Annotated in this window: 35 protein-coding genes, 1 tRNA gene, 1 rRNA gene and 1 pseudogene; 26 read left to right on the plus strand and 12 right to left on the minus strand. The window is 61.4% G+C overall.

All coding sequences use genetic code 11. The features are described 5' to 3' along the window. The first annotated feature begins 28 nt into the window (after positions 1-28). From O8W32_06580 to O8W32_06590, 3 genes are read left to right on the plus strand one after another with little or no spacing between them, the layout of a single operon-like run. Entirely contained in the window at positions 29-706 is a 678-nt protein-coding gene (locus O8W32_06580) for a hypothetical protein (protein ID WII08835.1), read from the plus strand. Continuing rightward, positions 703-1,905: a hypothetical protein gene (locus O8W32_06585; protein ID WII08836.1), complete on the plus strand. Its 1,203-nt coding sequence runs from the start codon at positions 703-705 to the stop codon at positions 1,903-1,905. The genes O8W32_06580 and O8W32_06585 overlap by 4 nt, the downstream gene beginning before the upstream one ends. Continuing rightward, on the plus strand, positions 1,869-2,351 hold the full coding sequence (locus O8W32_06590) for a PIN domain-containing protein (protein ID WII08837.1): 483 nt from the start codon (positions 1,869-1,871) through the stop codon (positions 2,349-2,351). The genes O8W32_06585 and O8W32_06590 overlap by 37 nt, the downstream gene beginning before the upstream one ends. A gap of 408 nt (positions 2,352-2,759) precedes the next feature. On the opposite strand, the gene O8W32_06595 is transcribed toward O8W32_06590, so the two are convergent. Both O8W32_06595 and O8W32_06600 read right to left on the minus strand, forming a co-directional pair. Next, positions 2,760-2,912 (minus strand): hypothetical protein, encoded by a 153-nt coding sequence (locus O8W32_06595; GenBank protein ID WII08838.1) that lies wholly within the window; start codon positions 2,910-2,912, stop codon positions 2,760-2,762. 78 nt (positions 2,913-2,990) lie between these two features. After that, entirely contained in the window at positions 2,991-3,323 is a 333-nt protein-coding gene (locus O8W32_06600; GenBank protein WII08839.1) for a hypothetical protein, read from the minus strand. 228 nt (positions 3,324-3,551) lie between these two features. On the opposite strand from O8W32_06600, the gene O8W32_06605 reads away from it, so the two are divergent. From O8W32_06605 to O8W32_06690, 18 genes are all read left to right on the plus strand, one after another. Next, the gene (locus O8W32_06605; protein ID WII08840.1) at positions 3,552-3,872 is read left to right on the plus strand and encodes a hypothetical protein; all 321 of its coding nucleotides are present in this window, start codon (positions 3,552-3,554) and stop codon (positions 3,870-3,872) included. Beyond that, positions 3,869-4,081, plus strand: coding sequence for a hypothetical protein (locus tag O8W32_06610; GenBank protein ID WII08841.1), 213 nt, complete (start codon positions 3,869-3,871; stop codon positions 4,079-4,081). Before O8W32_06605 ends, O8W32_06610 begins: the two co-directional genes overlap by 4 nt. Beyond that, the gene (locus O8W32_06615; GenBank protein WII08842.1) at positions 4,078-4,416 is read left to right on the plus strand and encodes a hypothetical protein; all 339 of its coding nucleotides are present in this window, start codon (positions 4,078-4,080) and stop codon (positions 4,414-4,416) included. The genes O8W32_06610 and O8W32_06615 overlap by 4 nt, the downstream gene beginning before the upstream one ends. Continuing rightward, complete coding sequence (locus tag O8W32_06620; GenBank protein ID WII08843.1) at positions 4,413-5,003, plus strand: 3'-5' exonuclease; 591 nt, start codon at positions 4,413-4,415, stop codon at positions 5,001-5,003. Before O8W32_06615 ends, O8W32_06620 begins: the two co-directional genes overlap by 4 nt. Further along, the gene (locus O8W32_06625; GenBank protein WII08844.1) at positions 5,000-5,560 is read left to right on the plus strand and encodes a hypothetical protein; all 561 of its coding nucleotides are present in this window, start codon (positions 5,000-5,002) and stop codon (positions 5,558-5,560) included. Before O8W32_06620 ends, O8W32_06625 begins: the two co-directional genes overlap by 4 nt. Beyond that, a complete protein-coding gene (locus O8W32_06630) occupies positions 5,547-5,906 on the plus strand; it encodes a hypothetical protein (protein WII08845.1) in 360 nt (119 codons plus the stop codon). The genes O8W32_06625 and O8W32_06630 overlap by 14 nt, the downstream gene beginning before the upstream one ends. A 583-nt stretch (positions 5,907-6,489) precedes the next feature. Beyond that, a complete protein-coding gene (locus tag O8W32_06635; GenBank protein ID WII08846.1) occupies positions 6,490-6,903 on the plus strand; it encodes a hypothetical protein in 414 nt (137 codons plus the stop codon). After that, positions 6,900-7,178, plus strand: a complete 279-nt coding sequence (locus O8W32_06640; GenBank protein WII08847.1) for a hypothetical protein — start codon at positions 6,900-6,902, stop codon at positions 7,176-7,178. The genes O8W32_06635 and O8W32_06640 overlap by 4 nt, the downstream gene beginning before the upstream one ends. After that, positions 7,175-7,516, plus strand: a complete 342-nt coding sequence (locus O8W32_06645; GenBank protein ID WII08848.1) for a hypothetical protein — start codon at positions 7,175-7,177, stop codon at positions 7,514-7,516. The genes O8W32_06640 and O8W32_06645 overlap by 4 nt, the downstream gene beginning before the upstream one ends. Next, on the plus strand, positions 7,513-7,698 hold the full coding sequence (locus O8W32_06650) for a hypothetical protein (protein WII08849.1): 186 nt from the start codon (positions 7,513-7,515) through the stop codon (positions 7,696-7,698). Before O8W32_06645 ends, O8W32_06650 begins: the two co-directional genes overlap by 4 nt. Then, a complete protein-coding gene (locus tag O8W32_06655; protein WII08850.1) occupies positions 7,695-8,048 on the plus strand; it encodes a hypothetical protein in 354 nt (117 codons plus the stop codon). Before O8W32_06650 ends, O8W32_06655 begins: the two co-directional genes overlap by 4 nt. Next, entirely contained in the window at positions 8,045-8,278 is a 234-nt protein-coding gene (locus O8W32_06660) for a hypothetical protein (protein WII08851.1), read from the plus strand. Before O8W32_06655 ends, O8W32_06660 begins: the two co-directional genes overlap by 4 nt. Further along, positions 8,275-8,673 (plus strand): DUF3850 domain-containing protein, encoded by a 399-nt coding sequence (locus tag O8W32_06665; GenBank protein WII08852.1) that lies wholly within the window; start codon positions 8,275-8,277, stop codon positions 8,671-8,673. The genes O8W32_06660 and O8W32_06665 overlap by 4 nt, the downstream gene beginning before the upstream one ends. A gap of 77 nt (positions 8,674-8,750) precedes the next feature. Next, a complete protein-coding gene (locus O8W32_06670; GenBank protein WII08853.1) occupies positions 8,751-9,122 on the plus strand; it encodes a hypothetical protein in 372 nt (123 codons plus the stop codon). Beyond that, entirely contained in the window at positions 9,119-9,541 is a 423-nt protein-coding gene (locus O8W32_06675; GenBank protein WII08854.1) for a hypothetical protein, read from the plus strand. Before O8W32_06670 ends, O8W32_06675 begins: the two co-directional genes overlap by 4 nt. Next, positions 9,538-9,723, plus strand: coding sequence for a hypothetical protein (locus O8W32_06680; GenBank protein WII08855.1), 186 nt, complete (start codon positions 9,538-9,540; stop codon positions 9,721-9,723). Before O8W32_06675 ends, O8W32_06680 begins: the two co-directional genes overlap by 4 nt. A 60-nt stretch (positions 9,724-9,783) precedes the next feature. Beyond that, positions 9,784-9,990 (plus strand): hypothetical protein, encoded by a 207-nt coding sequence (locus O8W32_06685; protein WII08856.1) that lies wholly within the window; start codon positions 9,784-9,786, stop codon positions 9,988-9,990. A gap of 412 nt (positions 9,991-10,402) precedes the next feature. Further along, positions 10,403-11,218, plus strand: coding sequence for a tyrosine-type recombinase/integrase (locus O8W32_06690; protein ID WII08857.1), 816 nt, complete (start codon positions 10,403-10,405; stop codon positions 11,216-11,218). A gap of 48 nt (positions 11,219-11,266) precedes the next feature. Here O8W32_06690 and O8W32_06695 read toward each other — a convergent pair. The 3 genes from O8W32_06695 to O8W32_06705 form a co-directional block, all read right to left on the minus strand. Next, positions 11,267-11,339, minus strand: a tRNA-Pro gene (locus tag O8W32_06695). Between the two features lie 65 nt (positions 11,340-11,404). Beyond that, the gene (rdgB, locus tag O8W32_06700) at positions 11,405-11,971 is read right to left on the minus strand and encodes an RdgB/HAM1 family non-canonical purine NTP pyrophosphatase (protein WII08858.1); all 567 of its coding nucleotides are present in this window, start codon (positions 11,969-11,971) and stop codon (positions 11,405-11,407) included. Beyond that, positions 11,968-12,594 (minus strand): KEOPS complex kinase/ATPase Bud32, encoded by a 627-nt coding sequence (locus O8W32_06705; GenBank protein ID WII08859.1) that lies wholly within the window; start codon positions 12,592-12,594, stop codon positions 11,968-11,970. The genes rdgB and O8W32_06705 overlap by 4 nt, the downstream gene beginning before the upstream one ends. Positions 12,595-12,686: 92 nt before the next feature. Here O8W32_06705 and radB point away from each other — a divergent pair, with 92 nt between their 5' ends. Next, positions 12,687-13,343 carry a DNA repair and recombination protein RadB gene (gene radB / locus O8W32_06710; GenBank protein ID WII08860.1) on the plus strand — a complete coding sequence of 219 codons (657 nt, stop codon included), beginning with the start codon at positions 12,687-12,689 and terminating at the stop codon, positions 13,341-13,343. A 55-nt stretch (positions 13,344-13,398) separates the two neighbouring features. On the opposite strand, the gene O8W32_06715 is transcribed toward radB, so the two are convergent. From O8W32_06715 to O8W32_06740, 6 genes are all read right to left on the minus strand, one after another. Further along, positions 13,399-14,382 (minus strand): polyprenyl synthetase family protein, encoded by a 984-nt coding sequence (locus tag O8W32_06715; protein WII08861.1) that lies wholly within the window; start codon positions 14,380-14,382, stop codon positions 13,399-13,401. Next, complete coding sequence (fni, locus tag O8W32_06720) at positions 14,361-15,434, minus strand: type 2 isopentenyl-diphosphate Delta-isomerase (GenBank protein ID WII08862.1); 1,074 nt, start codon at positions 15,432-15,434, stop codon at positions 14,361-14,363. The genes O8W32_06715 and fni overlap by 22 nt, the downstream gene beginning before the upstream one ends. After that, positions 15,434-16,210 carry an isopentenyl phosphate kinase gene (locus O8W32_06725; GenBank protein WII08863.1) on the minus strand — a complete coding sequence of 259 codons (777 nt, stop codon included), beginning with the start codon at positions 16,208-16,210 and terminating at the stop codon, positions 15,434-15,436. Before O8W32_06725 ends, fni begins: the two co-directional genes overlap by 1 nt. Before the next feature lie 164 nt (positions 16,211-16,374). After that, positions 16,375-16,496: ribosomal RNA gene (rrf, locus tag O8W32_06730) — 5S ribosomal RNA — on the minus strand. Positions 16,497-16,576: 80 nt separating this feature from the next. Beyond that, a complete protein-coding gene (locus O8W32_06735) occupies positions 16,577-16,816 on the minus strand; it encodes a HypC/HybG/HupF family hydrogenase formation chaperone (GenBank protein WII08864.1) in 240 nt (79 codons plus the stop codon). 2 nt (positions 16,817-16,818) lie between these two features. Continuing rightward, on the minus strand, positions 16,819-17,193 hold the full coding sequence (locus O8W32_06740; protein ID WII08865.1) for a nascent polypeptide-associated complex protein: 375 nt from the start codon (positions 17,191-17,193) through the stop codon (positions 16,819-16,821). Between the two features lie 225 nt (positions 17,194-17,418). On the opposite strand from O8W32_06740, the gene O8W32_06745 reads away from it, so the two are divergent. Next, positions 17,419-17,799: a DUF5655 domain-containing protein gene (locus O8W32_06745; protein ID WII08866.1), complete on the plus strand. Its 381-nt coding sequence runs from the start codon at positions 17,419-17,421 to the stop codon at positions 17,797-17,799. 6 nt (positions 17,800-17,805) lie between these two features. Here the strand turns inward: O8W32_06745 and O8W32_06750 are convergent, their stop codons facing one another. Continuing rightward, positions 17,806-18,987: a DHHA1 domain-containing protein gene (locus O8W32_06750; GenBank protein WII08867.1), complete on the minus strand. Its 1,182-nt coding sequence runs from the start codon at positions 18,985-18,987 to the stop codon at positions 17,806-17,808. 110 nt (positions 18,988-19,097) lie between these two features. Here O8W32_06750 and O8W32_06755 point away from each other — a divergent pair. The 3 genes and pseudogenes from O8W32_06755 (at position 19,098) to aspS (ending at position 21,623) form a co-directional block, all read left to right on the plus strand. Beyond that, positions 19,098-19,304 (plus strand): annotated as a pseudogene (locus O8W32_06755) (hypothetical protein). Continuing rightward, positions 19,305-19,685, plus strand: a complete 381-nt coding sequence (locus tag O8W32_06760) for an Lrp/AsnC family transcriptional regulator (protein WII10050.1) — start codon at positions 19,305-19,307, stop codon at positions 19,683-19,685. It abuts the pseudogene before it with no gap. Positions 19,686-19,787: 102 nt separating this feature from the next. Next, on the plus strand, positions 19,788-21,623 hold the full coding sequence (aspS, locus tag O8W32_06765; GenBank protein WII08868.1) for an aspartate--tRNA ligase: 1,836 nt from the start codon (positions 19,788-19,790) through the stop codon (positions 21,621-21,623). Positions 21,624-21,898 lie beyond the last annotated feature (275 nt).

The following is a 21,898-nucleotide window of genomic DNA, read 5'->3' on the forward strand; positions in this document are numbered from 1 at the left end:
AAGCAGAAACAGAAAGGAAAGCGAGAACATGGCAGCAGCAGAGAGCACCAAGAAGAAGAGCGGATGGCTGGCGAGGATCCTCAGCGATGAGGCGGCGGCCGACCGTGCGGACGAGAGAGCGAAGAAGGCATCCGCCAGGGAGCAGAAGAGGAAGGACGCCGAGGCCAAGCGCAGGCTCAAGCTTGAGAAGCAGGCGGCGCAGAACAGGCGGTATGACGCCGTGACGCAGATCCGCAAGGAGCGCGGCGGCGCAGGCCTTAGCATCGTCTTCGCGCACAGAGACAGTCCGCCCGAAGGCAGGAGCAGGAAGAAGGCCGTCAGGACGGACTCCCGCAAGGCCGTCGACGCGATGAAGCGCAGCCTTCGGAGCCAGTATTCCGGGAGCACTGAAAGCCGCAACAGGGCCTACGCCGCCGATGTGGACGCCCAGAGGGGCGGCCGCCCGGTGAAGGACCTCCCCCAGTCACAGCAGAGGTCCGCGGTGGAGAAGGCCACCATCGAAGGCGGGCTCGGCGCCGTCTACTACGACGACCAGTACGCCTGGATGTACAAGCACGGCATGGCCAAGACGCCGCCTGGAAAGGTCGATAGAAGCAGCGAGGAGTATCTGGCCACCGTCAGGCGCTATGAGAAGCTCGCCGGGCGCGCCGGGTACGAGATCTACTCCGAGAGCCAGAAGGGGAAGAAGTCCAAGAGGCGACCATGACCGGCAAAGCTCCGAAGGCGCCTCCGACCGCTCATGAGCTCGCCAAACGCGCCCGTGCCCGCGGAGAGCGGGCGGCGGCCGTCGACTACGACAGGCTGGCCTCCAGGACCTTCCCGGAGGACCTCACGCCCGAGCAGGCCGCCAGATGGAGCCGCCATCCCGACCGCTACGATATCGAGGGGATCGATACCCCGGGCCGTCCGAAGCGCAATATCGGAGGCCGCAAAGGGGCCAGGGCGGCCGCCCATCGGAAGATCGCGGTCTACGGCACGAAGGACGAGGAGAGGATCGTCAGGGACACTCTGGACAGGGACTTCACCGCCGACGAGCTGAAGAAGATGGCCGGCAGGGGGATGGACGTCTACGTCCGCCCGATGGCCGGCAGAGAGGACGGCAGGACCTCCGGGAGGACCATGCAGATCGACCGGTACCGCGCCACCGAGAGGACGGTGATCCACGAGGGCATCCATGCCCTCAGGCGGAACGACGGATCGCGCAGGGGGGCTTCCAGGTCGGTGCTCCGGTCCCGGGGGCGCATGGATGCCGATGCCAGGTCCATCGAGGAGAGCCAGACGGTAGCGGAGCAGATCGTCCGCGAGCATGGGTCCGGGACTGCGGACCCCTACTACTGGAGCGTTCCGGTGAAGGACAGGAAGACCGGGCGCTGGCGCAGCCCGACCGATGCGGAGGCCGAGAGGATGTACCGGGAGGATGTGAAGCTCCTCTCGAAGCAGAACGACCCATCCCGGGCGGCCGATGACCTCTGGACGCAGACAAACATCTCCAGGCTCCGCCTGGGAAGGAAGCAGGCCGTGAACGCGGCGGCCGAGAGGGGCATGATCGGGCGCCGGGGCGGATCTCCCCGGAAGGCCGCGGTCAGGAAAACCGCCCCGCCGGTACGCAGATCCCCCAAGATCTCCCGCGAGGAGGAGTACCGGGACGCCATGGCGTACGCCGAGGAGGAGCGCCGCGATGAGCTCGTCAGGCAGATCATGTCCGAATACTCTGCGAAGCAGATCGCCGACAAGCTCAAGCGGTACTCCGGAGGCGACATGGGAGAGACCGCGGCGGTCTACATGAACAAGAAGCACGGCGCGGAGAAGCTCGCCGAGTACCTGGAGTACGCGAACGGGCTGGCCGAGGACCCCTCGATGCGCCGCGGATGGCTGGAGCACAGGGCGAAGGGGCGCAGGAAATGAAGGGAAGGATACGTCCGAAGAAAGAAAGAGTTGCGCCCGACACCAACATCATTGTGTCTGTTTTGAAAAGAGAGCCAACGTCTAAAGTATCGAAAAAAGCGCTCAATAAGATGAAACATCGCGACCATTTCATTCTATTGGGAACCGTGTATGATGAGATTGGGGTAAGCAAATCAAGCAGATTGAACAAAGATGAGAAAAAACGTTTCAGAAATTTTTCAGAAAAGAATCGCAGCAAGGTTATCCGGAAAGATTCAAGCAAAACGGACATTGAAAGATACAAGTCTGTCAAGGGGAACGATCGCAAAGTACTGGATGAAGCAAAGAAATCGAATGTGGACAGGATCGTCACGATGGACAAGAAATTCTCTCGCAATGATGGAAAATACGGAATCAAATTGTCCTCGCCTAGCGAATATCTGAAGAAATTCAAGAGGAAGAAGTAAATAGTGCCGAAAGAGATAATCAATCGCTCCCGCGAGGGTCCTTCGGGATTAACGTGCGAAACAGGCATGGGTGTGCGCGCCCATGTCCGCGGGAGCGCCTTCATACTCATTTCTGTTTTTGCTTAGCATCTGATTGGGAAATGGATCTCCCTTATGCTGAAGTTCAGAGTTTAGCGCCTGGGTACGGAGACATCCTTTGATTGCTTTGGAGGAGTTTCATTTTCTCCGACCATTTTTCTTCGGGGCAAACTGTCCGTTCTTGCTGCGCGGCTGTGGCCCTTTGTCTTTGTTATTGTCTGGATGCGTGCCCTCTCTGACGAGCTTCCTTGGCTTCCTGGGCTTCGCTCCTGGCCTCCGAATCCTCGCGGGTCTCCTTCTTCCCGAAAATTGAAAACACAAAAGACGAAATCAGTTCTTGCTGGATGCGGGAGGCTTGGGATCTTCGGAGCCGTCTTTCCCAGCGTTCTCGCCGAAGACGTCCCTCTTCCATTCGGCGAAGATCTTGTCGTACTCCTCCTTCGTTATGAGCACCGGCTTCTTCTTCACTTCGTTCCATTTCATCTTCCGATCCTCCTCATGTCCTCTTGATGAATTGAGGGTTTAAGGCTATATCAAAATAATGTTTCCGCTTGATCCATATCAATCCTTCGCCTCTCGATATGACCGCCACGTCGACATGCCGTCTATGCTTGGCGGGTCGTCGTGGCGGTCTCCGTTCTCTATCTCCATCAAGAGGCGGCAGACCCGCGCTCCTTCCGAGGTGACATAGTAAGAAATCGCAAGTTGATTGCCTTTGACGACCTCAGTCCTTATCCATCCCGCATCGAGGAGATCGGCGAGACGCGCCCTCCGAGCTCCGCTTGCAGGGCTCTTCTTATCGGCGATCTCATTCTGGATGATGCCTGGATTTTTGTAGATGTCCAGAAGGACATCGATGGCGTGTTTTTTGCCCAGAATGTCCCGTGGATGCATGAATTATGATGTCGGGATTCGAATTTAGGATAGATGTTCGATTAACGTTATTCGTTACGTTTATTTACCACGAATAACGATATCTGTTACAGAATTGGACTTCCGAGGACAGCGGAAAAAGAATCCCATCCATGGAATCCGGGGCTTCAACGCGCATACTGTCCAATTCTGCGCCCGCCCCGGATCCCTATCCCCCGCTATCTTCGGTACAACTGGAGATGAAAGGAAATGGAAACGGAATCGGACATACCTTCTGACATTCTGAAGAAGCTCCAAAGGCTGAACACGCTCGGCATCCGCCCCTACAGGGCGGACCGCGGACCGCACGGGCAGATCATCTGGTTCGTCCCGGCGGACGATCTCGTGCTTGTCGCTATGCAGAGGGCCGGCACGCCTGCCGTCGCCAAGAGCAGGGCCGGTTGGGTCTCCGCGGACCGCGTCTGCGGCGGGACCGACCTCGCGATCAGGCGCCACGGCTCCCTGTCCGAGGCCGAGGCGGAGATCGGCGGGCCCGGGGAGTACCGGACCGAGTGGGAGGCATCGGCATGACGCTCGGGCCCACTGCATTCATTCTCGAGTTCGTGAGAACCCACTCCGGCGTCACATCGAGGCAGATCTGCGATGCCTACTCCGAGCACTTGGGGCATAGATGCAACCATGCCAGCATGACCACGAGGCTCAAGATGCTGAGCATGCAGCAGAGGATCGTTCGCGGAGGGATGCCCGGGCGTTACATCTACAGCGGGGTGAAGGAATGACCGCCGAGACACTGGAGCCCTGGATCATGGGGGGAGATGCCCCGGTCGACATCCCTGATGCCAAACCCTGCCCGTTCTGCGGGGGCATCGCCGCGCTGCAGCCTGCACACGAGCGGACCGACGAGTTCGACTCGAACACGATCAGCACCGTCGACGACAGGGTGATCTTCAGTTACATGGGATGGAGCACCTACTCGCCCAACGCGCAGGATCGGAAGGACTACTACAGCAGTCCCGCAGTCAATCTCTGGCTGGTTCAGTGCAGAGATTGCGGCGCGTGCATCGGGCGCAGCTCATGGCGCGAGGCGGTCGCCGACTGGGGGGTGAGGCTTTGACGCGGATCTTCGTCGTCGACACCGAGACCACCGGACTCGACGGCGTCCCCGCCGGGGACCTGGTGCTCGACATCGGGATCGTCCGTGCCGACACCGTCACAGGCGAGGTTCTGCCCGCCTACTCCAAAATCGTCGGCTACAACGTGGACGACTGGGACTATGCGAAGCGCAATGCGTGGATCTTCGGCCACTCGGATCTGACCCTGGACGACGTCAGGGACGGAGTCCCTGTTTCCTGCGTCTCCGAGGATGTGCGCACGCTCCTTGCCGGCAGCATCGCCACTGCGTACAACATCCCCTTCGACTTCGGCAAATTTTTGCGCTACAGGCCCTGGGCCGTCAGCTGCCATCTCGCCCCGGACATCATGGTCGCCGCCCACAATCTCGTCGACGGGGAGTACGAGTTCGAGGATGGCTCGACGTCTTGGCCGAGGCTGGAGAAGGCATACTCGCAGCTCTGCCCGACCGACCCCGCGGGTCTGAACGGGGTCCAGAAGCACCGCGCCCTGTCCGACGCCATGGCCGCCGCCCACGTCATGCTGCGCCTGGTCAATGATGGAATCTACCCGAGGGAGGTGACGGCATGATCGGCGGGGAAGAGGCAAAGAAGATGAACGCCGAGGGCGTTGCGGAGACCATCAACGTAAAAGGAGGTGAGAAGAGAATGGCAAGCGAATGGGAAGATCTGGAGAAACTGACCAAGGAGGAGCTCATCATAGAGCTCGTCAAAGAGCGCACTGCGCACCGCGAGCTCTGCAGGGGCATGAGGGAACTGATCGGCACGCATCCTGCCGACGATGAGGGTTTCTTCATCGAGGGCGAGGGCGAGGAAGACTGGCCGGGGAAGAGGACCACGGACGGATGGGCCGAGAAGATAATCCTCTACGCGAAGAAGGAGTCCGGGGACCCGGAGTTCGATCCTTCGGATGCGATGGACTACGGGCTCAACGGATCGCAGGCCGATGAGGCCTTCGGAAGACTGGCCGGGAAGGGCATCGTCGATTGGCCGAGCGATGACCCCCGCAGCAAGAGGTTCAGCGGGATCAGCGGATATACTGCGGACGAAGTGGCCGCGATGGATCCGGAAGAGCGTGAGGAGCGCATCCGCCAGGAGAGGGAGATGGACGGCGATGGCCAAGAATAAATCTCCCATCAGGAAGGCCGATCCGGATTTCGAGGCCAGAAGCGCCGAGATCGAGGCGGACAGCATCAGGATCCAAGGTGAGGGGAAGTTCCGCAGGTCCGGTGTCCACCATGCCGAAAGGGCTGTAGCCGAAGGAAAGGTCAGGATAAAGATAAGGGAACCGTTGCCAAACACCGACGGAAATCCGAGAAGACCGCCCTCCGGCAGCATCCTGGAAGGCAGTAAGGCCGAGGTCCAAAGCCGCAAACTGACCGTTGCCAAATCCGGAAAGAAAGGCGAACCGGACAAGGCCGCTGCGAGCAGGGGCATATGGATCTTCGGGAAACTCAGGAGGCGGAAGGAATGACCGCCTCCGTCACAATTTATAACTGCATCCCTTACGGGGATGCAAGAGAACACAATGGGGCCAACGAGGTTCAAATTTTTGGACGTAGCACTCCAAATCCTCGGGGCCTCTCTCCCTTTTCTTCTGCCTTCTTGTATCTCAAAACACAGAGTTCTACTCCGTGCGAAAGACTGGCGAATTCCCTCGATTCGACCTTGGATTCCAGATATGAAATTAGTTCTGGAGGCAACGCTACAGTCAGTGATTTCTTACGCGTTGTGCGTGACATGCAAGAAAAATCACTGGAATTAATTATTAATATCCGCATTAGAATTGCATATACATCATGCATAATGCATGATGGAGTGCTACAAAATGACAAAATCGACAGCATCAGCGCAAGCCATGCAGGTCCCGGACGTCACCGGGTCAGTGGCCATGGAATGCCTCGGGAACCGCGCGGATCTGGTCCGCGTCGGCGTGTGGGTGAGCCCCCCGCTCTCCCTCTCGCCGGAGCAGATGAAGGGCCTGAGGGAGGAAACAGACCTCTTCCTGCGGCGGATCTACCGCATGCTCTCTGGCATTGCGGAGGAGAGGCGATCGCATGATCACCATTGCCGAGCTGCTCCGGCTCCGGGGCGGGGACGATTTCGATGTCTACGATTCCGTCGTCGAAACGGGATTCGAGTGCGCTTACGAACAGCACATCCCCGACAGGGACAAGCAGGATGACGAGGACTACTACTACGACTTCGTCTGCGCTTGGATCCAAGAGAGGATCGCGGTCGAGAGGATCTATAAGGATTCCGTGACCGCGGACATCTGGGGGTTCGTCGAGAAGCACATCCCCCTGTTCCGGAAGATCTCCGAACATGCTACCATCAGCTACCAGGTGCGCGGCGATGACGACGACAGCATCACTGCGGCGATCGCGATCTGCCAATGCCTCGAGGTCGGAGATTGGCCCTGCAAGGACTACGGGCGGATCGCGAAGCTCATCGGGGAGGAATGCGCATGACGCCGCGCATCAGGGAGGTCCCCGAGGAGGACATCGCCGATATGGCCGTCCGGTGCGATGCCGGCGGCCGCATCCCCTCGGGGCTCTGGCTGGCGAAGACATCCGACCGCGGTGAGGTCTGGTGGATCGCCGCCGACACGACGCACGGGATGCCCATCATCGATGAGTTCCACACCCGCACCGCCGCGGAGATGTGGCTGCGCAAGACGGAGGTGTGCGACATCATCCATGAGTTCGATGTCCGCACCTGGCTCTCCGGGAAGGTGAGCGCATGATCTCCGTCGGAATCGAGGACAGGCGCGTCTCCGTCTCCGACGGCGGCGTCCGCCTGGCGGACTTCATCGACACCCTCTCGCTTCTGCAGATCGAGATCTACCCGTCCGGCACCGGCGGGAAGGTGACCGTCGAGGCCTGCGTCGTCATCCAGGGCAATCCCGCAGGCGTCATGAGGGCCGACGCCGACTCCGTCGGCGTCTCCGGCGATGCCTGCGACCGGGGGCTGGTAATCAGGGTCCCCTCCCAGGACGGGAAGCGGAAGCGCATCCCCTCCGGATGGCTGGGCAAGACCTTGGTCGCCCGCGACGGCAGGCTCTGCGCGGAGGGATCGGAATGACCGTGCCCTCCGTCATCAGGTGCGACTACTGCGGATGGCCCACCACCCGGGAGCATGTCTGGGGGTGGACGGTCGCCCCGGGGAAGACGCTCTGCCCCCTGTGCGCCACGATCCTCGGCTCCAAGCCCGTCGTGTGTCACCTGTACCCGCAGGATGAAACCCCGAAGGAGGCGGGACAGTGAAGCTGACGCCCGTGCAGCTCGCGGATCTGCAGGCGGTCCGCGATGCCGGCTACCATCCGCTCAAGACCCGCATCCGCCATGGGACGATGATTGCCTACCTTTCCAGCGAGGAGATGCTGCGCATGATTGACGAGTGGATCAAGACTAAGGAACAGCCCGAGGGGCTGTTCATCTGCCAGGATTCAGGCGGCTGGTCTGTCTGCGAGGGCTACACCGGGGAGTGCTACGTCGAGTGGTTCCACTTCGAGGCATTTGCAATCCGCTGGCTGCTCTACGAGAATAACGACGATACGGACAGCCTCCACAGGCTCGACGACAGGATGTTCGCTGCGAAGGGGGCGGCCGCATGATCGACAGCGACATGGTTAGGCGGTACATCGATGCCACCGGGTGCGGGCCCTGCTGCGGGAACTGCCGCCACTGCATCGTGTGCCCTCCGTCGGATCCGGAGAAACAGGAGACGACATTCTGCGGTCTGCATCCGGTCGAGACGCCCGACGGCCTGGACTTCTGGGCGGTTTACTACGAGGACCTCTGCGCCAAGTGGAGCCCAGTCCCCGGTTGGGAGGGCGGAAAATGATCCGCGGCAATAAGGGGCTGTGGATCTGTTCGAGGCCCCACGGAGAGCCCCGCCATTATCGCCACGAGATGGCAGCGCGTGCCTGGGAGTGGTTCGATAATGACGCGGATGAGCTGGACGATCTCCTGGACCGCTGCCGTGTCCATCACGTCAAGATCCGCACCGAGTGGTTCGAGCTCCTGCAGTCGGGAGCGAAGCCGTGCGAGATCCGCAAGAACGACCGCGGGTACGAGATCGGCGACAGGATCGTTCTTCACGAGATCACAGCGACCGCCGACGGCGACAAACCGACCGGGCGCGAGCTTGTCCGCAGGATCTCGCTTGTCGTGGAAACGGAAGGGATCGCGGAGGGGTACTGCCTCCTCTGCTTCGAAGATCCGGAGGAAGAATCATGATGGGAGCCGGACAGGAAAAGATGATGAAAACGGAAGGCATTGCAGACGGCATCGATGGAAAAGGAGGTGAGAAGAGAATGGCAAGCGAATGGGAAGATTTGGAGAAACTGACCAAGGAGGAGCTCGTCATTGAGCTCGTCAGGGCGAGGGCCTGCTACAGGGGCCTGCGCGGGGAGATCGACAAGAAAGACATCTGGCCGTGGCCCGAGGACCTTTCGGGCCCCGAGCACCGCGAAGGTCCGGGGAAGGCGACGCCTGGATGGGCCGAGAAGATCGCGCTCTACGGCGCGATGCACCCGGAGGACGGCACGTTCTACTGGTGCGATCTGGAGAACTACGGCCTCGACAGGGACACCGCGTACGAGGTCTGCGGGAAGCTGATGCGCGATGGCAGGCTGAAGACTCCAGAGGGGGTCGATATCATGGATCCTGAGGAGGGAGACCTTTGACCATCCTCAGAAGGAAACCCGATCACGAAGCCTCCGATGTCGAGATCGAGGCCGATGAGATCGACGGCCCGGAGTATTTCCCCGGACGCAAGACCGACGGCAGAAACAGGTCACATGCCAGGGGCAACATCGAGATAACCATCCGCAAGCAGCACAAGGGGGCTCGCGACGCGAAGACGCGGCCCCCTGAAGGGACGGTTCTGGAATCCCCCGGGAAGGACAGCACGGCCGTCATCGAGGCCCGCAGGATCCAGAAGGTGCGCAAGGCCAAGAACGGCTCGGGGCGCGATTCCACGACCGCCGCAGGCGGCGTGGAGATTTTCGGATTTTTCAGAACCGCTTTGCACTCCCTCGGTGAAAAGAAAACTGATGAGAACGACAGGCGCGGGAAGTCCCCCAGCAGGGGGAAGAGGAGATGACCGTCAAGGCGAGGATCATGGGCACCCGCACCGAGTGCGACAGGATCTGCCGCATGGCGAGGGCCTGCGCCGGCGGGAACGTCCGCTCCATATCCGGCTGGTGCCCCAACAGGAAGGGCGGGGCCGTCGGCCCCGAGGGGCGCGTCTACATCGAGTTCGACATGCCGGGGGAGAGGCAGTGACCGAGATCTGCAGCGTCCGGCGGTCCGGGAGATTGTCCGCATCGCCGCGGAGGCGGGAAAATGAACGAATCCGAGATGGAGAGGATCGAGCGGTACTGCCGCGACCGCATGGGGGAGCCCGCCGAGAGCGTGCTGTCTCGCTATATGGACGCAGTTGACAGCGGCGCCTCGGAGAACCTCTATGAGCTCTCCGTTCAGGCCCGCATCAGCTACGAATCGGCCATCTTCCTATCGGCGATTCTGGTGAACGCCGGGGTGGTCGGGTAGACCCGGACGGCATCCGGCGGCGTCAAGATCGTGAGGGCGGAAAGATGACCCCCGAACAGGAGCAGGCAATCATCGACACTGTCCGCACGTTCCGCCCCGGGGCCCCGATCTGCGTTGATGATATCCGGTTCGCCGCTGCCGTCGACGGCCACGATCTATCGGGTGTGCTCCCCTGGGAATGGGGCCGCGTGATGAGATCGCTCTGCAGCAGCAAAAACGGCCCCTACGGAGCCCATGACCGGAGATCGTGGATGGCAAGGAGCCATTCTAAGGAGGTCGAGCGATGGCTCGTGCTTTTGCCTCGTGGAAGTCAGCCGTCGACGCGATGATCCGTGGTCTGCGCATGCAATCCAATCTCAAGGAGAGATCTCTGGAACATTACCGTCAGAGTTGTTGCACTGTGCTCCGCGCGATGGATGATGCCGGGCGCGGGACTCTGCCTAATAACATCGCCGAGGGGGATGTCAGATGGTTGCTCGACTACATGAGACGCCGCAATCTCACGGTTGCGACATCCAGGGGATACTATGCCGCGCTGAGGCGCTATCTGCGCTATTTCGGGAATAGGTCTGCCGATTCAATCAAGATCATGTGGCCTGACGATTCGCGTCCCAATGTCGACTGGCTGACGCCTGCCCAGGCCAAGGAACTGCTCGCGCTTCCGAAGGATCCGGTGGACGAGATGATCGTGCACTGCGGGCTGTGCCTCGGCATGAGGCGCGTGGAGATCCTGCGCCTGACCCCTGATTCGTTCCACGGCGTCTACGTGGACATCCTTGGCAAGGGCCACGGTGCCGGGAAGCCGCGCCGCATGCCGTACCACAGGGACACGCAGGCCGTGCTGTCTAGGTACCTGGCGTACCGCAAGGCCATGATCGGCTGCGTCCTGGCCGCCAGGCCGTCCGCCGCCGTTCCGGATGCGCTGCTGATATGGGTCCGGGGCCACGCGATCCACACCTTCGGCGAGAAAGGGACGGGAATCGATTCCCGCCTCAAGAAGCTGGCCGTCAGGATCGGGTATCCCGCCCTGTCGTCGCATACTCTGAGGCGGACCTTCGGGAGGGCGATGTTCCACTCCGGCATCCCTCCCGCCACCATCGCAAAAATGCTGGGCCACAGTTCGATTGAGCAGACCCTGCGTTACATCGGAGTGGACATGGACGACATGACCGACGCCATGAGGAGCTTCATTCTCCGATGTGGTGCCCAAAGTACAATGGAGGTTTGATAATTATGCAGAAATTAAATGGGGAAACAAACAAGCCAGCATCAGAAGTGGGGCTATCCGGATTTGAACCGGAGTCAATGGCTCCCAAAGCCACAAGTCTACCAAGCTAGCCCATAGCCCCGATATGGCACCAAACTGTGCGCTGGGTATTTTATCCTGCCGTCTGCCGCCGAACGGCGGCCCCGGTCAGTTTATGATGCCTCTTTTCCTGAGCTCGTCCGCGAGCATCCGGACGGCGGTCCCGCGGTGGGAGATGGCGTTCTTGTCCTCGGTGGGGATCTCCGCGAAGGAACGCTTACCGTCGGGGCTGAATATCGGATCGTAGCCGAATCCCCCGGTACCCCTGGCCTCATGGAGTATCTCTCCGGGGCAGACGCCGGTGACGATGATGCGCTCGTTCCCGATCCAGGCGCCGATGCAGCAGCGGAACGTCGCCGAGCGGTCCTCGATGCCATTCATGAGCTTCAGGACGCCAGGGTTGCCGACGGTCTTCTGAACGTATGCGGAGTACACTCCCGGGAATCCGCCGAAGGCGTTCACGAACAGGCCGGAATCGTCAATCATGAAGTCGCGCAGCCCTTCGGCATGCAGCTGCTTCATCCCCTTGTCGACAACCTCCTCGAGGTGGTCCGTCTGCACCTCGTCGTATTCGCGGTTGATGTGCTCCATCTCGAGGCCGTAACCGCCCAGAGACGACTGGTATTCCCTTACCTTTCCGGGGTTGTGCGTGACCACCCTGATCTTCAGGCTCATGTGTATCTCCCTCTTTCCTTTATCTCCCTGACCTTGTCCATGACCAGGGACGGCTGGGTCTTCACCCGGCAGTAGCTGTCGATAAGTTCCCCGTACGCATGCGTCAGGTTGGGATGCGCGGACGAGAACGCCCTCTCGAGGAGGCGTATGTCCACGCCCATGTCCTCCGTCTCGGCGAGCGAGACCCCCATGGAGAAATCGATGAAGCAGATCTTTCCGCCGGATATGAGCATGTTGGACGTGGTGAGGTCCCCGTGGGCGATGCGGGCATTGTGCAGCAGGGCCACGTCCCTGCCGATCTCGCGGCAGATCGCATCGGCATCCTCCGGGTGCTCGTCGAGGTGCTTCTTGACGGTCTCGCCGCCCATGTCCTCCATGATCATCTCGCCCGCCGCCGGATCGACCCAGTATATCATCGGAGTGCGTATCCCGGCCCTGCGGGCGTCGCGGATGAGCCTGGCCTCGGAGCGTATCCTGAGGGACCTGATCCTGGAATCGAGCTCGGGCGCGCGATAGCCCTTGGGGGACCTGACCTTGAGTATCGCCCTGCGTCCGAGGAATTCCGTGCGGTAGACGCTCCCCTCGGCCCCGACGGCTATCTCGTCAAGCCCCTCCATGTCCATGCCGGAGCGATGGCCCGCGGCGTATTTCAACTATCGCGCTCTCCCCTGGAATCCCGCGAAGGTTATATTCAAGCGTCATCTTATGAGCGGCCGTGAACCGCATCCCAATCGGCTGCAGAGCGTTGGACTCCCTCCTCGGCGGAGGCATCGAGACCGGCAGCGTCACGCTTTTCTACGGCGAGGCCGGGTGCGGGAAGACCAACATCTGCCTGCAGGCGGCCCGCAACGTGATCGCCTCGGGGAAGAAGGTTGCGTACGTGGACACCGAGGGGCTGTCCCAGGACCGCGTTCAGCAGATCTTCAAGGACCCGGAGGCGGTCAAGAGCCTCCTGGTCTTCGCCGTCCACAGCTTCACCGAGCAGGCGGACCGCATAGACCAGATAGCGAAGATCGCCGGGACGGGCCTGCTGGGGCTCATCATCATCGATTCCATGACGATGTTCTACCGCCTCAATTACGACAACCAGGAGATGAAGAACAGCTTCATCCGCCAGACCGAGGTCCTCCTGAACATCGCCCGTGAGCACGACATGCCGGTGCTGATGACGTCCCAGGTGTACACCAACATCAACACCGGGACGATAGAGTTCCTCGGCGGCCATGCCATGCATCACAACGCCAAGACGATCATCAGGATCGACCTCCGCGGCAACGGCATGAGGAACGCGGTCATCAAGAAGCACCGTTCGCTGCCCGAGGGCAGGTCCGCGATGTTCAGGATTACCGCCGACGGTATCGCCGACGTCTGACCGTCCGGCAGATATGGGATAAAATGAGGGCCGGTCTCCCGGCCCGTGAGAAGTTTCAGACGTCCCTGCTGATGGCGTAGTCGGCGAGGGCGAGCATGAACTCCTTGTCCTCGGAGTCCTTCAGGCAGGAGAGGTGGGCCTTGGCGGATGCGATCTTCTCCTCTGCCGCCTTCCTGTTGTAATCGACGGCCCCGATCTCCCTCATAATCTCGACGCCCTCCATGCACTCCTCGTCGGTGGCGTTCATGTTGCCGAGGATGGACTTGAACTTCGCCATCTTGGCGTGGTCCTTCAGGTGCTCGAGGGTGTAGGTGACCATCAGGGTGCATTTGCCTTTCCTGAGGTCGTTCCCGACCGATTTCCCGGTCTTGGAGGAGTCGCCGGCGACTCCTAGGTAGTCGTCGTACATCTGGAACCCGAGCCCCATGTCGAGGGCGTACTGGTTGATCTCCTCCACGGTCTCGGCATCGGCGCCGCCGACGATGGCCCCTCCGGCCGCTGCGGCCGCGAAGAGGACGCTGGTCTTCAGGAAGATGGTCTCGATGTACCTCTCCTCGGAGATGAGCTGGTGCTCGTTGGTGACATCGAACTCCTGCCCGCGGGCGAGGTCCCAGACGGCCTTGGTGACGCGCCTGAGTATGTCCCTCATGGCGGCATCCGGCACATCGAGGTCGGCGATGATCTGGAAGGCCTTGGCGAACAGGGCGTCTCCCGCGTCGATGGCGGTGGGCTCGTCGTAGGCCACGTGCAGGGTCTTCATGTTCCTGCGCATGTCGTCGCCGTCCATTATGTCGTCGTGGATGAGCGTGAAGTTGTGGATGTACTCGATGGCCACCGCAAGGGGCATGGCCTTCAGCTTGTCCCCTCCGACGGCCCCGCAGGCGGCGAGGACGATGGCAGGGCGCATCCTCTTGCCGCCGGCGTACGGGTACTGCCTGACGGCGTCGATCAGCCTCTGGGGCTCCTCGTCCGGAATGTAGCTCTTTATGGGTCCGTCGACCTCAGCCGAGGTCTTCTTCAGATACTCTTTTGCGTCCATTTCAATCCCTCGATCCATTCGCGGGTCTCTCCCGCGACGAAATGCCTCGCTTCCGCGAGCTGTTTGATGTTTGCGGAGCCCGTCAGCATCATCGCCGCCCGCAGCTCCTCTCTGAAAAGCATGAGCTTCTTCTTGACGGCGTCCGCGGACTCCGTCGCTTCCCTGAGCACCGCATGCGCGACGCCTGCGGCCTCCGCGCCCATGGCCACGGCCGCGGCCACGTGCGTCCCGTCCAGGATGCCCCCGGACGCTATGAGGGGGAGCCTGGAGGCCCTGCATTCCGCCAGGGCGGCGGGCGCGGGGATCCCCCAGTCGAAGAACGTGTTGCCCATCTCGGCCAGGGCATCGTCGCCGATCATGCTGGCGCGGTACATCTCCACGGCGGAGAAGCTGGTGCCCCCCATGCCGGCGATGTCCAGGCCCCTGACCCCGATGCCCTTGAGCCTCTCGGCGGTGTACCCGTCGATCCCGGCGCCGGTCTCCTTCACAATTATCGGGTACCTGAGCGCCAGGTCGCGGATCCTGTCCCTGATCCCGGCGCCGCAGCGGTCCCCCTCGGGTTGGATGACCTCCTGGAGGAAGTTCAGATGGACGGCGATGTAGTCGGCGTCTATGAGGTCGGCCGCCGCCTTCACCATCTCGTCGGTGAAGGGCTCCCCGCTCTTCTGCTTCACGAGCTGGGGGGCGCCGATGTTGCCGATGACCAGCGGGACGTCGAAATCATTGATGACGGAGTAGGTCTCGGGGTCCACGCCCCTCACGCCTGCCCTCTCGCTGCCGACGCCCATGCCGATGCCGAGCTCCGCACAGGCCTCGGCGATGTTGGAGTTGATCTTTTTGGCTCCCGGGAATCCTCCGGTGATGGCGGTGACCACCATCGGGAAGGCGAGCTTCTTCCCCAGGACATCGGCCGTCATGTCGATATCGTCCATGTCGATCTCGGGCATGGCGTTGTGGACGAGCTTGACATCGTCCCAGTAGCAGTGGTCGGGGGCGACGCGCTCCTTCAGGCATATGTCGATGTGATCGGCTTTGCGGCTTCTGATCGTCATTAGATTCCTCCCTTGGCTGATGTGCAGATGACATCATGACCTTTTAACAGAGAGTATAGACGTCCGGGCACATTGCCGTTGATCAGGACGCAGTCCCTGTCCTCCGAGGTCATCCTGAGCATGGCCTCCATCTTGGCCCCGACGCCGCCGGTAACATCGTCCACCGAGGACGCGGTCCTGATGTGCGCCAAGGTATCCTTGGTGACCTCGCGGATGAGCTCCGCCGAGGGGTCGGTCTTGGGGTCGGCGGTGTACAGGCCGTCTATGTCGGACACGAAGATGACCCTGCTGGGGGAGTACATCCTGCAGAGCATCTCCATGATCTGGTCCCCGGAGACGATGGAGAACCCCATGGAACGGTCGGCGATCACATCGCCGTACATGACGGGGGTGATGCCGAGGTCCGTGAGCCTCTTGATGGGCTCGTCATGGTCGGCTATCAGCTTCCCGCCGTCGGCCACGAACGCCGCCGTGATGGGGACGGTGGCCGCGGGTATGCCGGCGGCCAGGAGCTCCTCGACCACCATGGACGACAGTTCGCAGCAGTCGCAGATGACGCGGGCCGCCGCCGGGATCTGCTCCGGCCTGCTGTAGCCTTTCTGGATCCCGTACTCCTTGGACACGACGTGCCCGAAGGACCCTGCCCCGTGGACGATGAGGACGTCTTCGCCGGAGCGCTTGATCTCCCCGGCGAGCCTGGCCACGGTCTCCTTCCTGAAGGTGCGGTAGGCGGTCTTATCGGTTATGACGCTTCCGCCGAGTTTGATCAGGATCATCGCGCGCCCCATCGCCTCTTCTGATTAATAAACTCACGCGCGCAAATTCACGCGCGCGCATATAATCGACAGGATGTACACCGGCCGCCTGACGGAGAGCCAGAATATGATACGGGCAGCGGGATGAAATGACGCATGCTCAGAAGAATGAAGAGAAGAAAAGTGGTAGACAGCGTGTCTGCTTTCCCGTACACTTGCGCAATACAGTACGCGACAGATACGCGAGAGGGCTTAACTTCCGGGTTCGAGATGGGACCGGGTGAACCCCTCTGCTGTGGCCGTCTGACCAAAACTCTAGATAGAGGCTTTGTATAAAAAGTTTTGCATCGGCCGTTCCGTCACCGGGCGGAACCGGCCGGCGGAGGCTCAGTTGGGCTTATCGATCTCAGCGGTGTCCGAGTCCAGGAAGTCGTTCCAGAGCTTCAGTGTCTCGTTGGCTTCCTCTTCGTCCATGACCTCGATCGCGAACCCCGCATGGACCACGACGTACTGCCCGACCTTGGCGTCCACCATGGAGATGTTGGCCGTCTTCATGGATCCGCCGTAGTCCACATATGCTTCGTCGCCGTCGATGTTCACTATCTTGCCGGGTATTGCAAGGCACATCTTCACTCACCTGATATTATCTTTATAATGGCCTCGGCAGGCTGGCCGTCGGCCGCCTCGAGCGCGGCGATGGCCTTCTCGCGGTCGCAGTTCGTCTGGGACATCACGAGCTCGATGTCCTCGCTGGGGAAGACCGGCCCTGCAGGGGCTCCGCCGGCGGTCCCTGCGGGGACCTCCGAGACGTTCCCGGCCACCTGGTAACTCTTGCTGCCCTTCATGTCGATGCATACGACCTCTGCAGGGGAGATGACGATGTCCTTGTCGGCGGTCCTGATGATGACCTCGGTCACGCCTTTGACCTCCTCCTGCTTTATGCCCATCGAGCGCATCGTGCGCTGCATAGCGCGGGGGTTCATGCCCCTCATTCCTCCAGCCATATCGGGATACCGATTCCGTTACCGCTAATTAACCCTTATCCGCGGCCGGGACGCCGCCGGGGACGGTTCCTCCGGGCATGCACCACACGGTTCCGAGGCTGGCACATCGGAGCTCTCCGTCCTTCTCCGGCAGACGGTGTCCAGCCCCTGCGCTCAGCGGTCCCGGGGCGCGACCCCCGCCCTCCGTCGGGAATATTATTATTGTCGGCGTGAGATAGAGTGCGCGTGATCACAGCAAAGGACCTCTTCGCCGGCGACGAGCTTGCCGGCCGCACTTTCCGCGCCCTCATGGACAAGGTCCGCTCCATATATCCGGACACCGACTTCGAGGTGGTCCGCGAGCTCGTGGTCTTCAGCACGATCGACCGCCCCTTCCTCTGGGTATGGGCCCCCGCCCGCGGGAACACCACTTACGGGGACTGCCCCCTGGTGATCTCCTTCGGCCTCTGCTACAAGGTGCCGCCGTGCAGGTACACCCGCATCGTCCAGTCTTCCGACGACCGCTGGATCTACCACATCGGCATCCCCGGGCCCGACGGGATCTGCGACACCCTGCTGACGATGATCAGCAAGGCGTACGAGGACAAGTCCGAGGACTGCGACTGATCCCGGTCAGTTTTCCAGCAGGCCGGCGACCTCTTTCTTCAGCGCTTCCAGAGCTTCTGCGGCTTTGGAGGCGTCCGGTATGCCGCCCTGGGCGAAGTCGGGTTTCCCGCCGCCCCTTCCGCCGAACATCCCCAGCACCTTCGGGAGGACCTTGCGGCAGTCGACCTTCGGAGACCCGGAGCCGAGCATGATGTTCGCGGTCTCGCCGACGGCTATGAACGCACAGACCGCCCCTTCGGCCTTCAGTTTCTCGACGGCCTCCGCCAGGACCTTCCTGTCCGCCCCCGGGAACACGCCGCTGTAGAACGCGGTGCCCCCTACTGTTTCCGGCTCCAGCGACCCGACGCCCTTCTTGGCGGCCTCCTTAGACGCTTCGGCCGCGGCCTCCAGGTTATGCTTCATGTTGGCGACGGTCTTGACTACCAGTTCAGGTTTGCTGCCGGTCTCGTCGATGACCTCGAGGCAGGTGGCCGCTAGGGATATCGCCGCATCGGCCGCGGCATCCCCGACCTTGAAGTGGATGGCCACCCCGTCCCTGCCGGCGGACACCTTCCGATCGACGAACAGCATGCCCAGCTCCGAGGTCTCCTGCACATGGACCCCGCTGCATGCGGAGTAGTCGATGTCGCCTATGGAGACGACGGTGATCTCCTCGTCCTCGGGAATGCGGTCGAGCTTGATCCTGACCTTGGCGAGGTCCGGGTCGTTCCTGGCCATCACGGTCTTCCTGACCGTGAGGTTGTCGCGTATCGCTTTGTTGGCGAAGGCGAGGGCGGAGCGTATCTTCTCCCAGCTCACGTCATGGTTTACGATGACGTACTTGTCCTCCGGCGAGATGTAGATCTTGGTTATAGCGAGGTCCGGGTCCTCGCGGTGCAGGGAGCAGAAGAGCAGGTGCTCCCCGGTGTGCCCCATCATGAGGTCGAAGCGCCTGTCCCAGTCGAGGCTGCACCATACGCGCATGCCGGGCCTGAAATCGTTGCCCGGGACGATGTGGACGATCTCCTTGCCCTCGTAGCGGACCTCGGTCACCCTCTTGCCGTTGATGGTCCCGGTGTCGCAGACCTGCCCCCCGCCTCCGGGATAGAACGCGGTCAGGTTCATGACGACCTTGTCGCCGTCGACCGCCGTCACCTCCGATTCGAACTCCGACAGGTACCCGTCGTGCCTGAAAACCTCGTCTGCCATTGCTATCGCCTCCCCGATGGGACGGCGCGGATATAAGACCGTGTCCCCGGGCGCATCCCGGCTGCCTGATCGCCGACAGGGCCGGCCGTCCAGACGGCCGGCCGGGCCCGATGTCGCAGCGATTCTCTCCGCATCTGCGGGAACGCCGCGGGGCGGGAACTGTTCACAGTAAAGTTAAATTCCCCCCGACCAATCGGGTTGGGAGAGGGAGAGAAACGTCCGATACTAAGAACTTCGACGAACTGGACAGGCGCATCATAGAACTCCTGAGCAGCTCCAGCCAGGGCTCCTACCGTCAGCTCGCCAAGCAACTCGGCGTGCACCCCACGACGCTCATCCAGAGGGTCAACAACCTCGAGGCCCAGGGGGTCATCCGCGGATACCGCGCGAAGCTCGACTACATGGCGATGGGGTACGGCTTTATGGGCATCGCCAGGGTCTTCCTGAACAAATCCGACACCATGGCGGAGGAGAGGATCTCGTCCCTGCCGCAGACCGTGGCCGTCTATGATGTTGCCGGAGACGCGAACGTGGTCGCGATGCTCTGCTGCCGGGACAGGAAGGAGTTCCTCGACACCATCATGAAGATCGACGCCCTCGACGGGGTCGTGCGCGTCGAGTCTTCCGTCATCCTGAGGATCGCCAAGAGCGAATCTGATTATGTTCCGGTCCTCGGGCCGGACGAAGGCTCGGTCTGACCGGGCTCTGGAGGCCTGACCCGCACCGTGCGCGCGCAGGCGCACATTATTTAACGGGAATGGGCAATAGGCGCCCCCGTTATCATCATAGGGGCACCCATAATGAGAAGAACGAACACGTGCGGAGAGCTCAGGGCCTCCGACATCGGGAAACATGTATGTCTGGAAGGCTGGGTGAGGTTCTCGAGGGACCACGGAGGGGTGGCCTTCATCGACCTGGCCGACAGGTACGGAATAACCCAGGTGGTCTTCGATCCCGCGGACCTCCCGGCCGGGACCGACGCCGATGCGATATCATCGGTCATGTCGACCTTCTCCAGGGAGTCCTGCGTCCTCATCGAGGGAAATGTCAGGGCCAGGGTCGAGGGCACCGCCGTGGACTCCAACCCCACCGGCGAGATCGAGGTCCTCATCACCCACGCCGAGCTCCTCGCGAAGTCCAAGCTCCCGCCGTTCGAGATCGGCGACCAGAAGGAGGGCGTCCTTCCCGATGAGGACACCAGGATGAAGTACCGCTATCTCGACCTCCGCAGGACCCCCATGATCAAGACGATGGAGTTCAGGAGCAAGCTCGTCCATCTTGCCAGGGTCTACCTAGAGAGCAAAGGCTTCCTCGAGATCGAGACCCCGATCCTCGGAAGGTCCACCCCCGAGGGCGCGAGGGACTACATCATCCCCTCCAGGGTCCACCCCGGCACCTTCTACGCGCTGCCTCAGTCGCCCCAGCAGTTCAAGCAGATGCTCATGGTCGGAGGCCTCGACCGCTACTACCAGGTGGCGAGGTGCTTCAGGGACGAGGACTCGAGGAAGGACAGGCAGCCCGAGTTCACCCAGCTGGACATCGAGATGTCCTTCGTCGATTCCAAGGACATCCAGGACATGATCGAGGGCCTCGTCTCCTACATCTGGAAGGGACTTTACGGCACCGAGCTCAAGACCCCCTTCCCCCACATCGGCTATAAAGATGCCATGGAGAGGTTCGGCTCCGACAAGCCCGACATGAGGTACGGGCTGGAGTTCACGTCGCTCACCGACATCGTGAAGGACGTCCCGTACAAGATCTTCAGGAGCATCCTCGCCGAGGGCGGGATCGTCGCCGGACTGTGCATAAAGAAGAGCATGGGAGAGGTCGGCAGGAACGATGTCGACAGGTACATCAAGTACGCCAAGAAGGTCGGGCTCGGAGGCCTCACCTGGATGAGGTGCGAGAACGGCATCCTCACCAGCAACATCACGAAGTACTTCACCCCCGAGATCCTGGAGAACATCAAGAAGGCGCTCGGCGCGGAAGAGGGGGACCTCGTGTTCATCATCGCCGGCCCCTGGAAGGCCACCTACGAGGGCGGAGGGTTCCTCAGGAAGAAGATCGCGGAGGACCTCCACATGGTCCCGGAGAACAAGTTCATGTTCTTCTGGATGGACCAGAACCCCATGTTCGAGAAGGACCCGGTCTCCGGCGCGTACACGGCGTTCCACCACCCCTTCGTCCTGCCCACCGGCAGCCTGGACGATCCGGACCACTGCGGCGGCGCCTGCTTCGACCTCTGCCTGAACGGGAACGAGCTCGGGTCCGGTTCCGAGCGTATCCACGATGCGGAGACCCAGATCGCCGTGTTCCACAGGCTCGGGCTCTCCGACGAGAAGATCCAGCAGAGGTTCGACTATTTCGTCGAGGCCCTCAGGTACGGCGCGCCTCCCCACGGCGGCATCGCCATCGGCATCGACAGGCTGGTCGCCATCCTGCTGAACAAGGACACCATCAGGGAGGTCATCGCCTTCCCGAAGAACAAGAAGGCGGTGTCCCTGCTGGACGGTTCGCCCTCGCCGGTGGACGATGAGAAGCTCCAGGAGCTCCAGATCATCTCCCTCGCAGGAGGCCTGGACGTCTCGGACGCCGAGGAGTTCAACCCCGACGCTGAGGACAAGGACTCCGAGTGAAACCTTCAGGCCGGGCCTTCGGGCCCGGCGATTTTCCTAAGACCCAGATGTCAGATTTATTCTGACGCTCTGCAGTGCAAGTTTAATGCCGTCACAGCAGGGAATGGATCAGCTCGGCCGCGAATCCTGCGGCCATGACGATCGCGATCAGAGAAAGAACGGTCGCTATCCTCCTCACCGCAGCGGTTCTGTAGTCCATAAATTAGGAATGCCTAAATAATATTTAAACCGTGCATGAAGAGCAGTATCGAACCGTTCTTCATGCACGGGCCGAC

This window comes from Methanomassiliicoccales archaeon LGM-DZ1 (genome assembly GCA_030168595.1).
Classification (GTDB): domain Archaea; phylum Thermoplasmatota; class Thermoplasmata; order Methanomassiliicoccales; family Methanomethylophilaceae; genus Methanomethylophilus.

Coding starts and splice junctions, on each gene's coding strand:
- O8W32_06670 (WII08853.1), top strand. CDS start 8,751: ATGGCAAGCGAATGGGAAGATTTGGAGAAACTGACCAAGGAGGAGCTC.
- O8W32_06735 (WII08864.1), bottom strand. CDS start 16,816: ATGTGCCTTGCAATACCCGGCAAGATAGTGAACATCGACGGCGACGAA.
- O8W32_06640 (WII08847.1), top strand. CDS start 6,900: ATGACGCCGCGCATCAGGGAGGTCCCCGAGGAGGACATCGCCGATATG.
- O8W32_06595 (WII08838.1), bottom strand. CDS start 2,912: ATGAAATGGAACGAAGTGAAGAAGAAGCCGGTGCTCATAACGAAGGAG.
- O8W32_06615 (WII08842.1), top strand. CDS start 4,078: ATGACCGCCGAGACACTGGAGCCCTGGATCATGGGGGGAGATGCCCCG.
- O8W32_06660 (WII08851.1), top strand. CDS start 8,045: ATGATCGACAGCGACATGGTTAGGCGGTACATCGATGCCACCGGGTGC.
- O8W32_06650 (WII08849.1), top strand. CDS start 7,513: ATGACCGTGCCCTCCGTCATCAGGTGCGACTACTGCGGATGGCCCACC.
- O8W32_06645 (WII08848.1), top strand. CDS start 7,175: ATGATCTCCGTCGGAATCGAGGACAGGCGCGTCTCCGTCTCCGACGGC.
- O8W32_06610 (WII08841.1), top strand. CDS start 3,869: ATGACGCTCGGGCCCACTGCATTCATTCTCGAGTTCGTGAGAACCCAC.
- O8W32_06715 (WII08861.1), bottom strand. CDS start 14,382: ATGGACGCAAAAGAGTATCTGAAGAAGACCTCGGCTGAGGTCGACGGA.
- O8W32_06750 (WII08867.1), bottom strand. CDS start 18,987: ATGGCAGACGAGGTTTTCAGGCACGACGGGTACCTGTCGGAGTTCGAA.
- O8W32_06605 (WII08840.1), top strand. CDS start 3,552: ATGGAAACGGAATCGGACATACCTTCTGACATTCTGAAGAAGCTCCAA.
- O8W32_06685 (WII08856.1), top strand. CDS start 9,784: ATGAACGAATCCGAGATGGAGAGGATCGAGCGGTACTGCCGCGACCGC.
- O8W32_06690 (WII08857.1), top strand. CDS start 10,403: ATGGATGATGCCGGGCGCGGGACTCTGCCTAATAACATCGCCGAGGGG.
- O8W32_06600 (WII08839.1), bottom strand. CDS start 3,323: ATGCATCCACGGGACATTCTGGGCAAAAAACACGCCATCGATGTCCTT.
- O8W32_06630 (WII08845.1), top strand. CDS start 5,547: ATGGCCAAGAATAAATCTCCCATCAGGAAGGCCGATCCGGATTTCGAG.
- O8W32_06725 (WII08863.1), bottom strand. CDS start 16,210: ATGATCCTGATCAAACTCGGCGGAAGCGTCATAACCGATAAGACCGCC.
- aspS (WII08868.1), top strand. CDS start 19,788: ATGAGAAGAACGAACACGTGCGGAGAGCTCAGGGCCTCCGACATCGGG.
- O8W32_06590 (WII08837.1), top strand. CDS start 1,869: ATGGCTGGAGCACAGGGCGAAGGGGCGCAGGAAATGAAGGGAAGGATA.
- O8W32_06665 (WII08852.1), top strand. CDS start 8,275: ATGATCCGCGGCAATAAGGGGCTGTGGATCTGTTCGAGGCCCCACGGA.
- O8W32_06680 (WII08855.1), top strand. CDS start 9,538: ATGACCGTCAAGGCGAGGATCATGGGCACCCGCACCGAGTGCGACAGG.
- O8W32_06635 (WII08846.1), top strand. CDS start 6,490: ATGATCACCATTGCCGAGCTGCTCCGGCTCCGGGGCGGGGACGATTTC.
- O8W32_06580 (WII08835.1), top strand. CDS start 29: ATGGCAGCAGCAGAGAGCACCAAGAAGAAGAGCGGATGGCTGGCGAGG.
- O8W32_06625 (WII08844.1), top strand. CDS start 5,000: ATGATCGGCGGGGAAGAGGCAAAGAAGATGAACGCCGAGGGCGTTGCG.
- rdgB (WII08858.1), bottom strand. CDS start 11,971: ATGAGCCTGAAGATCAGGGTGGTCACGCACAACCCCGGAAAGGTAAGG.
- fni (WII08862.1), bottom strand. CDS start 15,434: ATGACGATCAGAAGCCGCAAAGCCGATCACATCGACATATGCCTGAAG.
- O8W32_06705 (WII08859.1), bottom strand. CDS start 12,594: ATGGACATGGAGGGGCTTGACGAGATAGCCGTCGGGGCCGAGGGGAGC.
- O8W32_06740 (WII08865.1), bottom strand. CDS start 17,193: ATGGCTGGAGGAATGAGGGGCATGAACCCCCGCGCTATGCAGCGCACG.
- O8W32_06585 (WII08836.1), top strand. CDS start 703: ATGACCGGCAAAGCTCCGAAGGCGCCTCCGACCGCTCATGAGCTCGCC.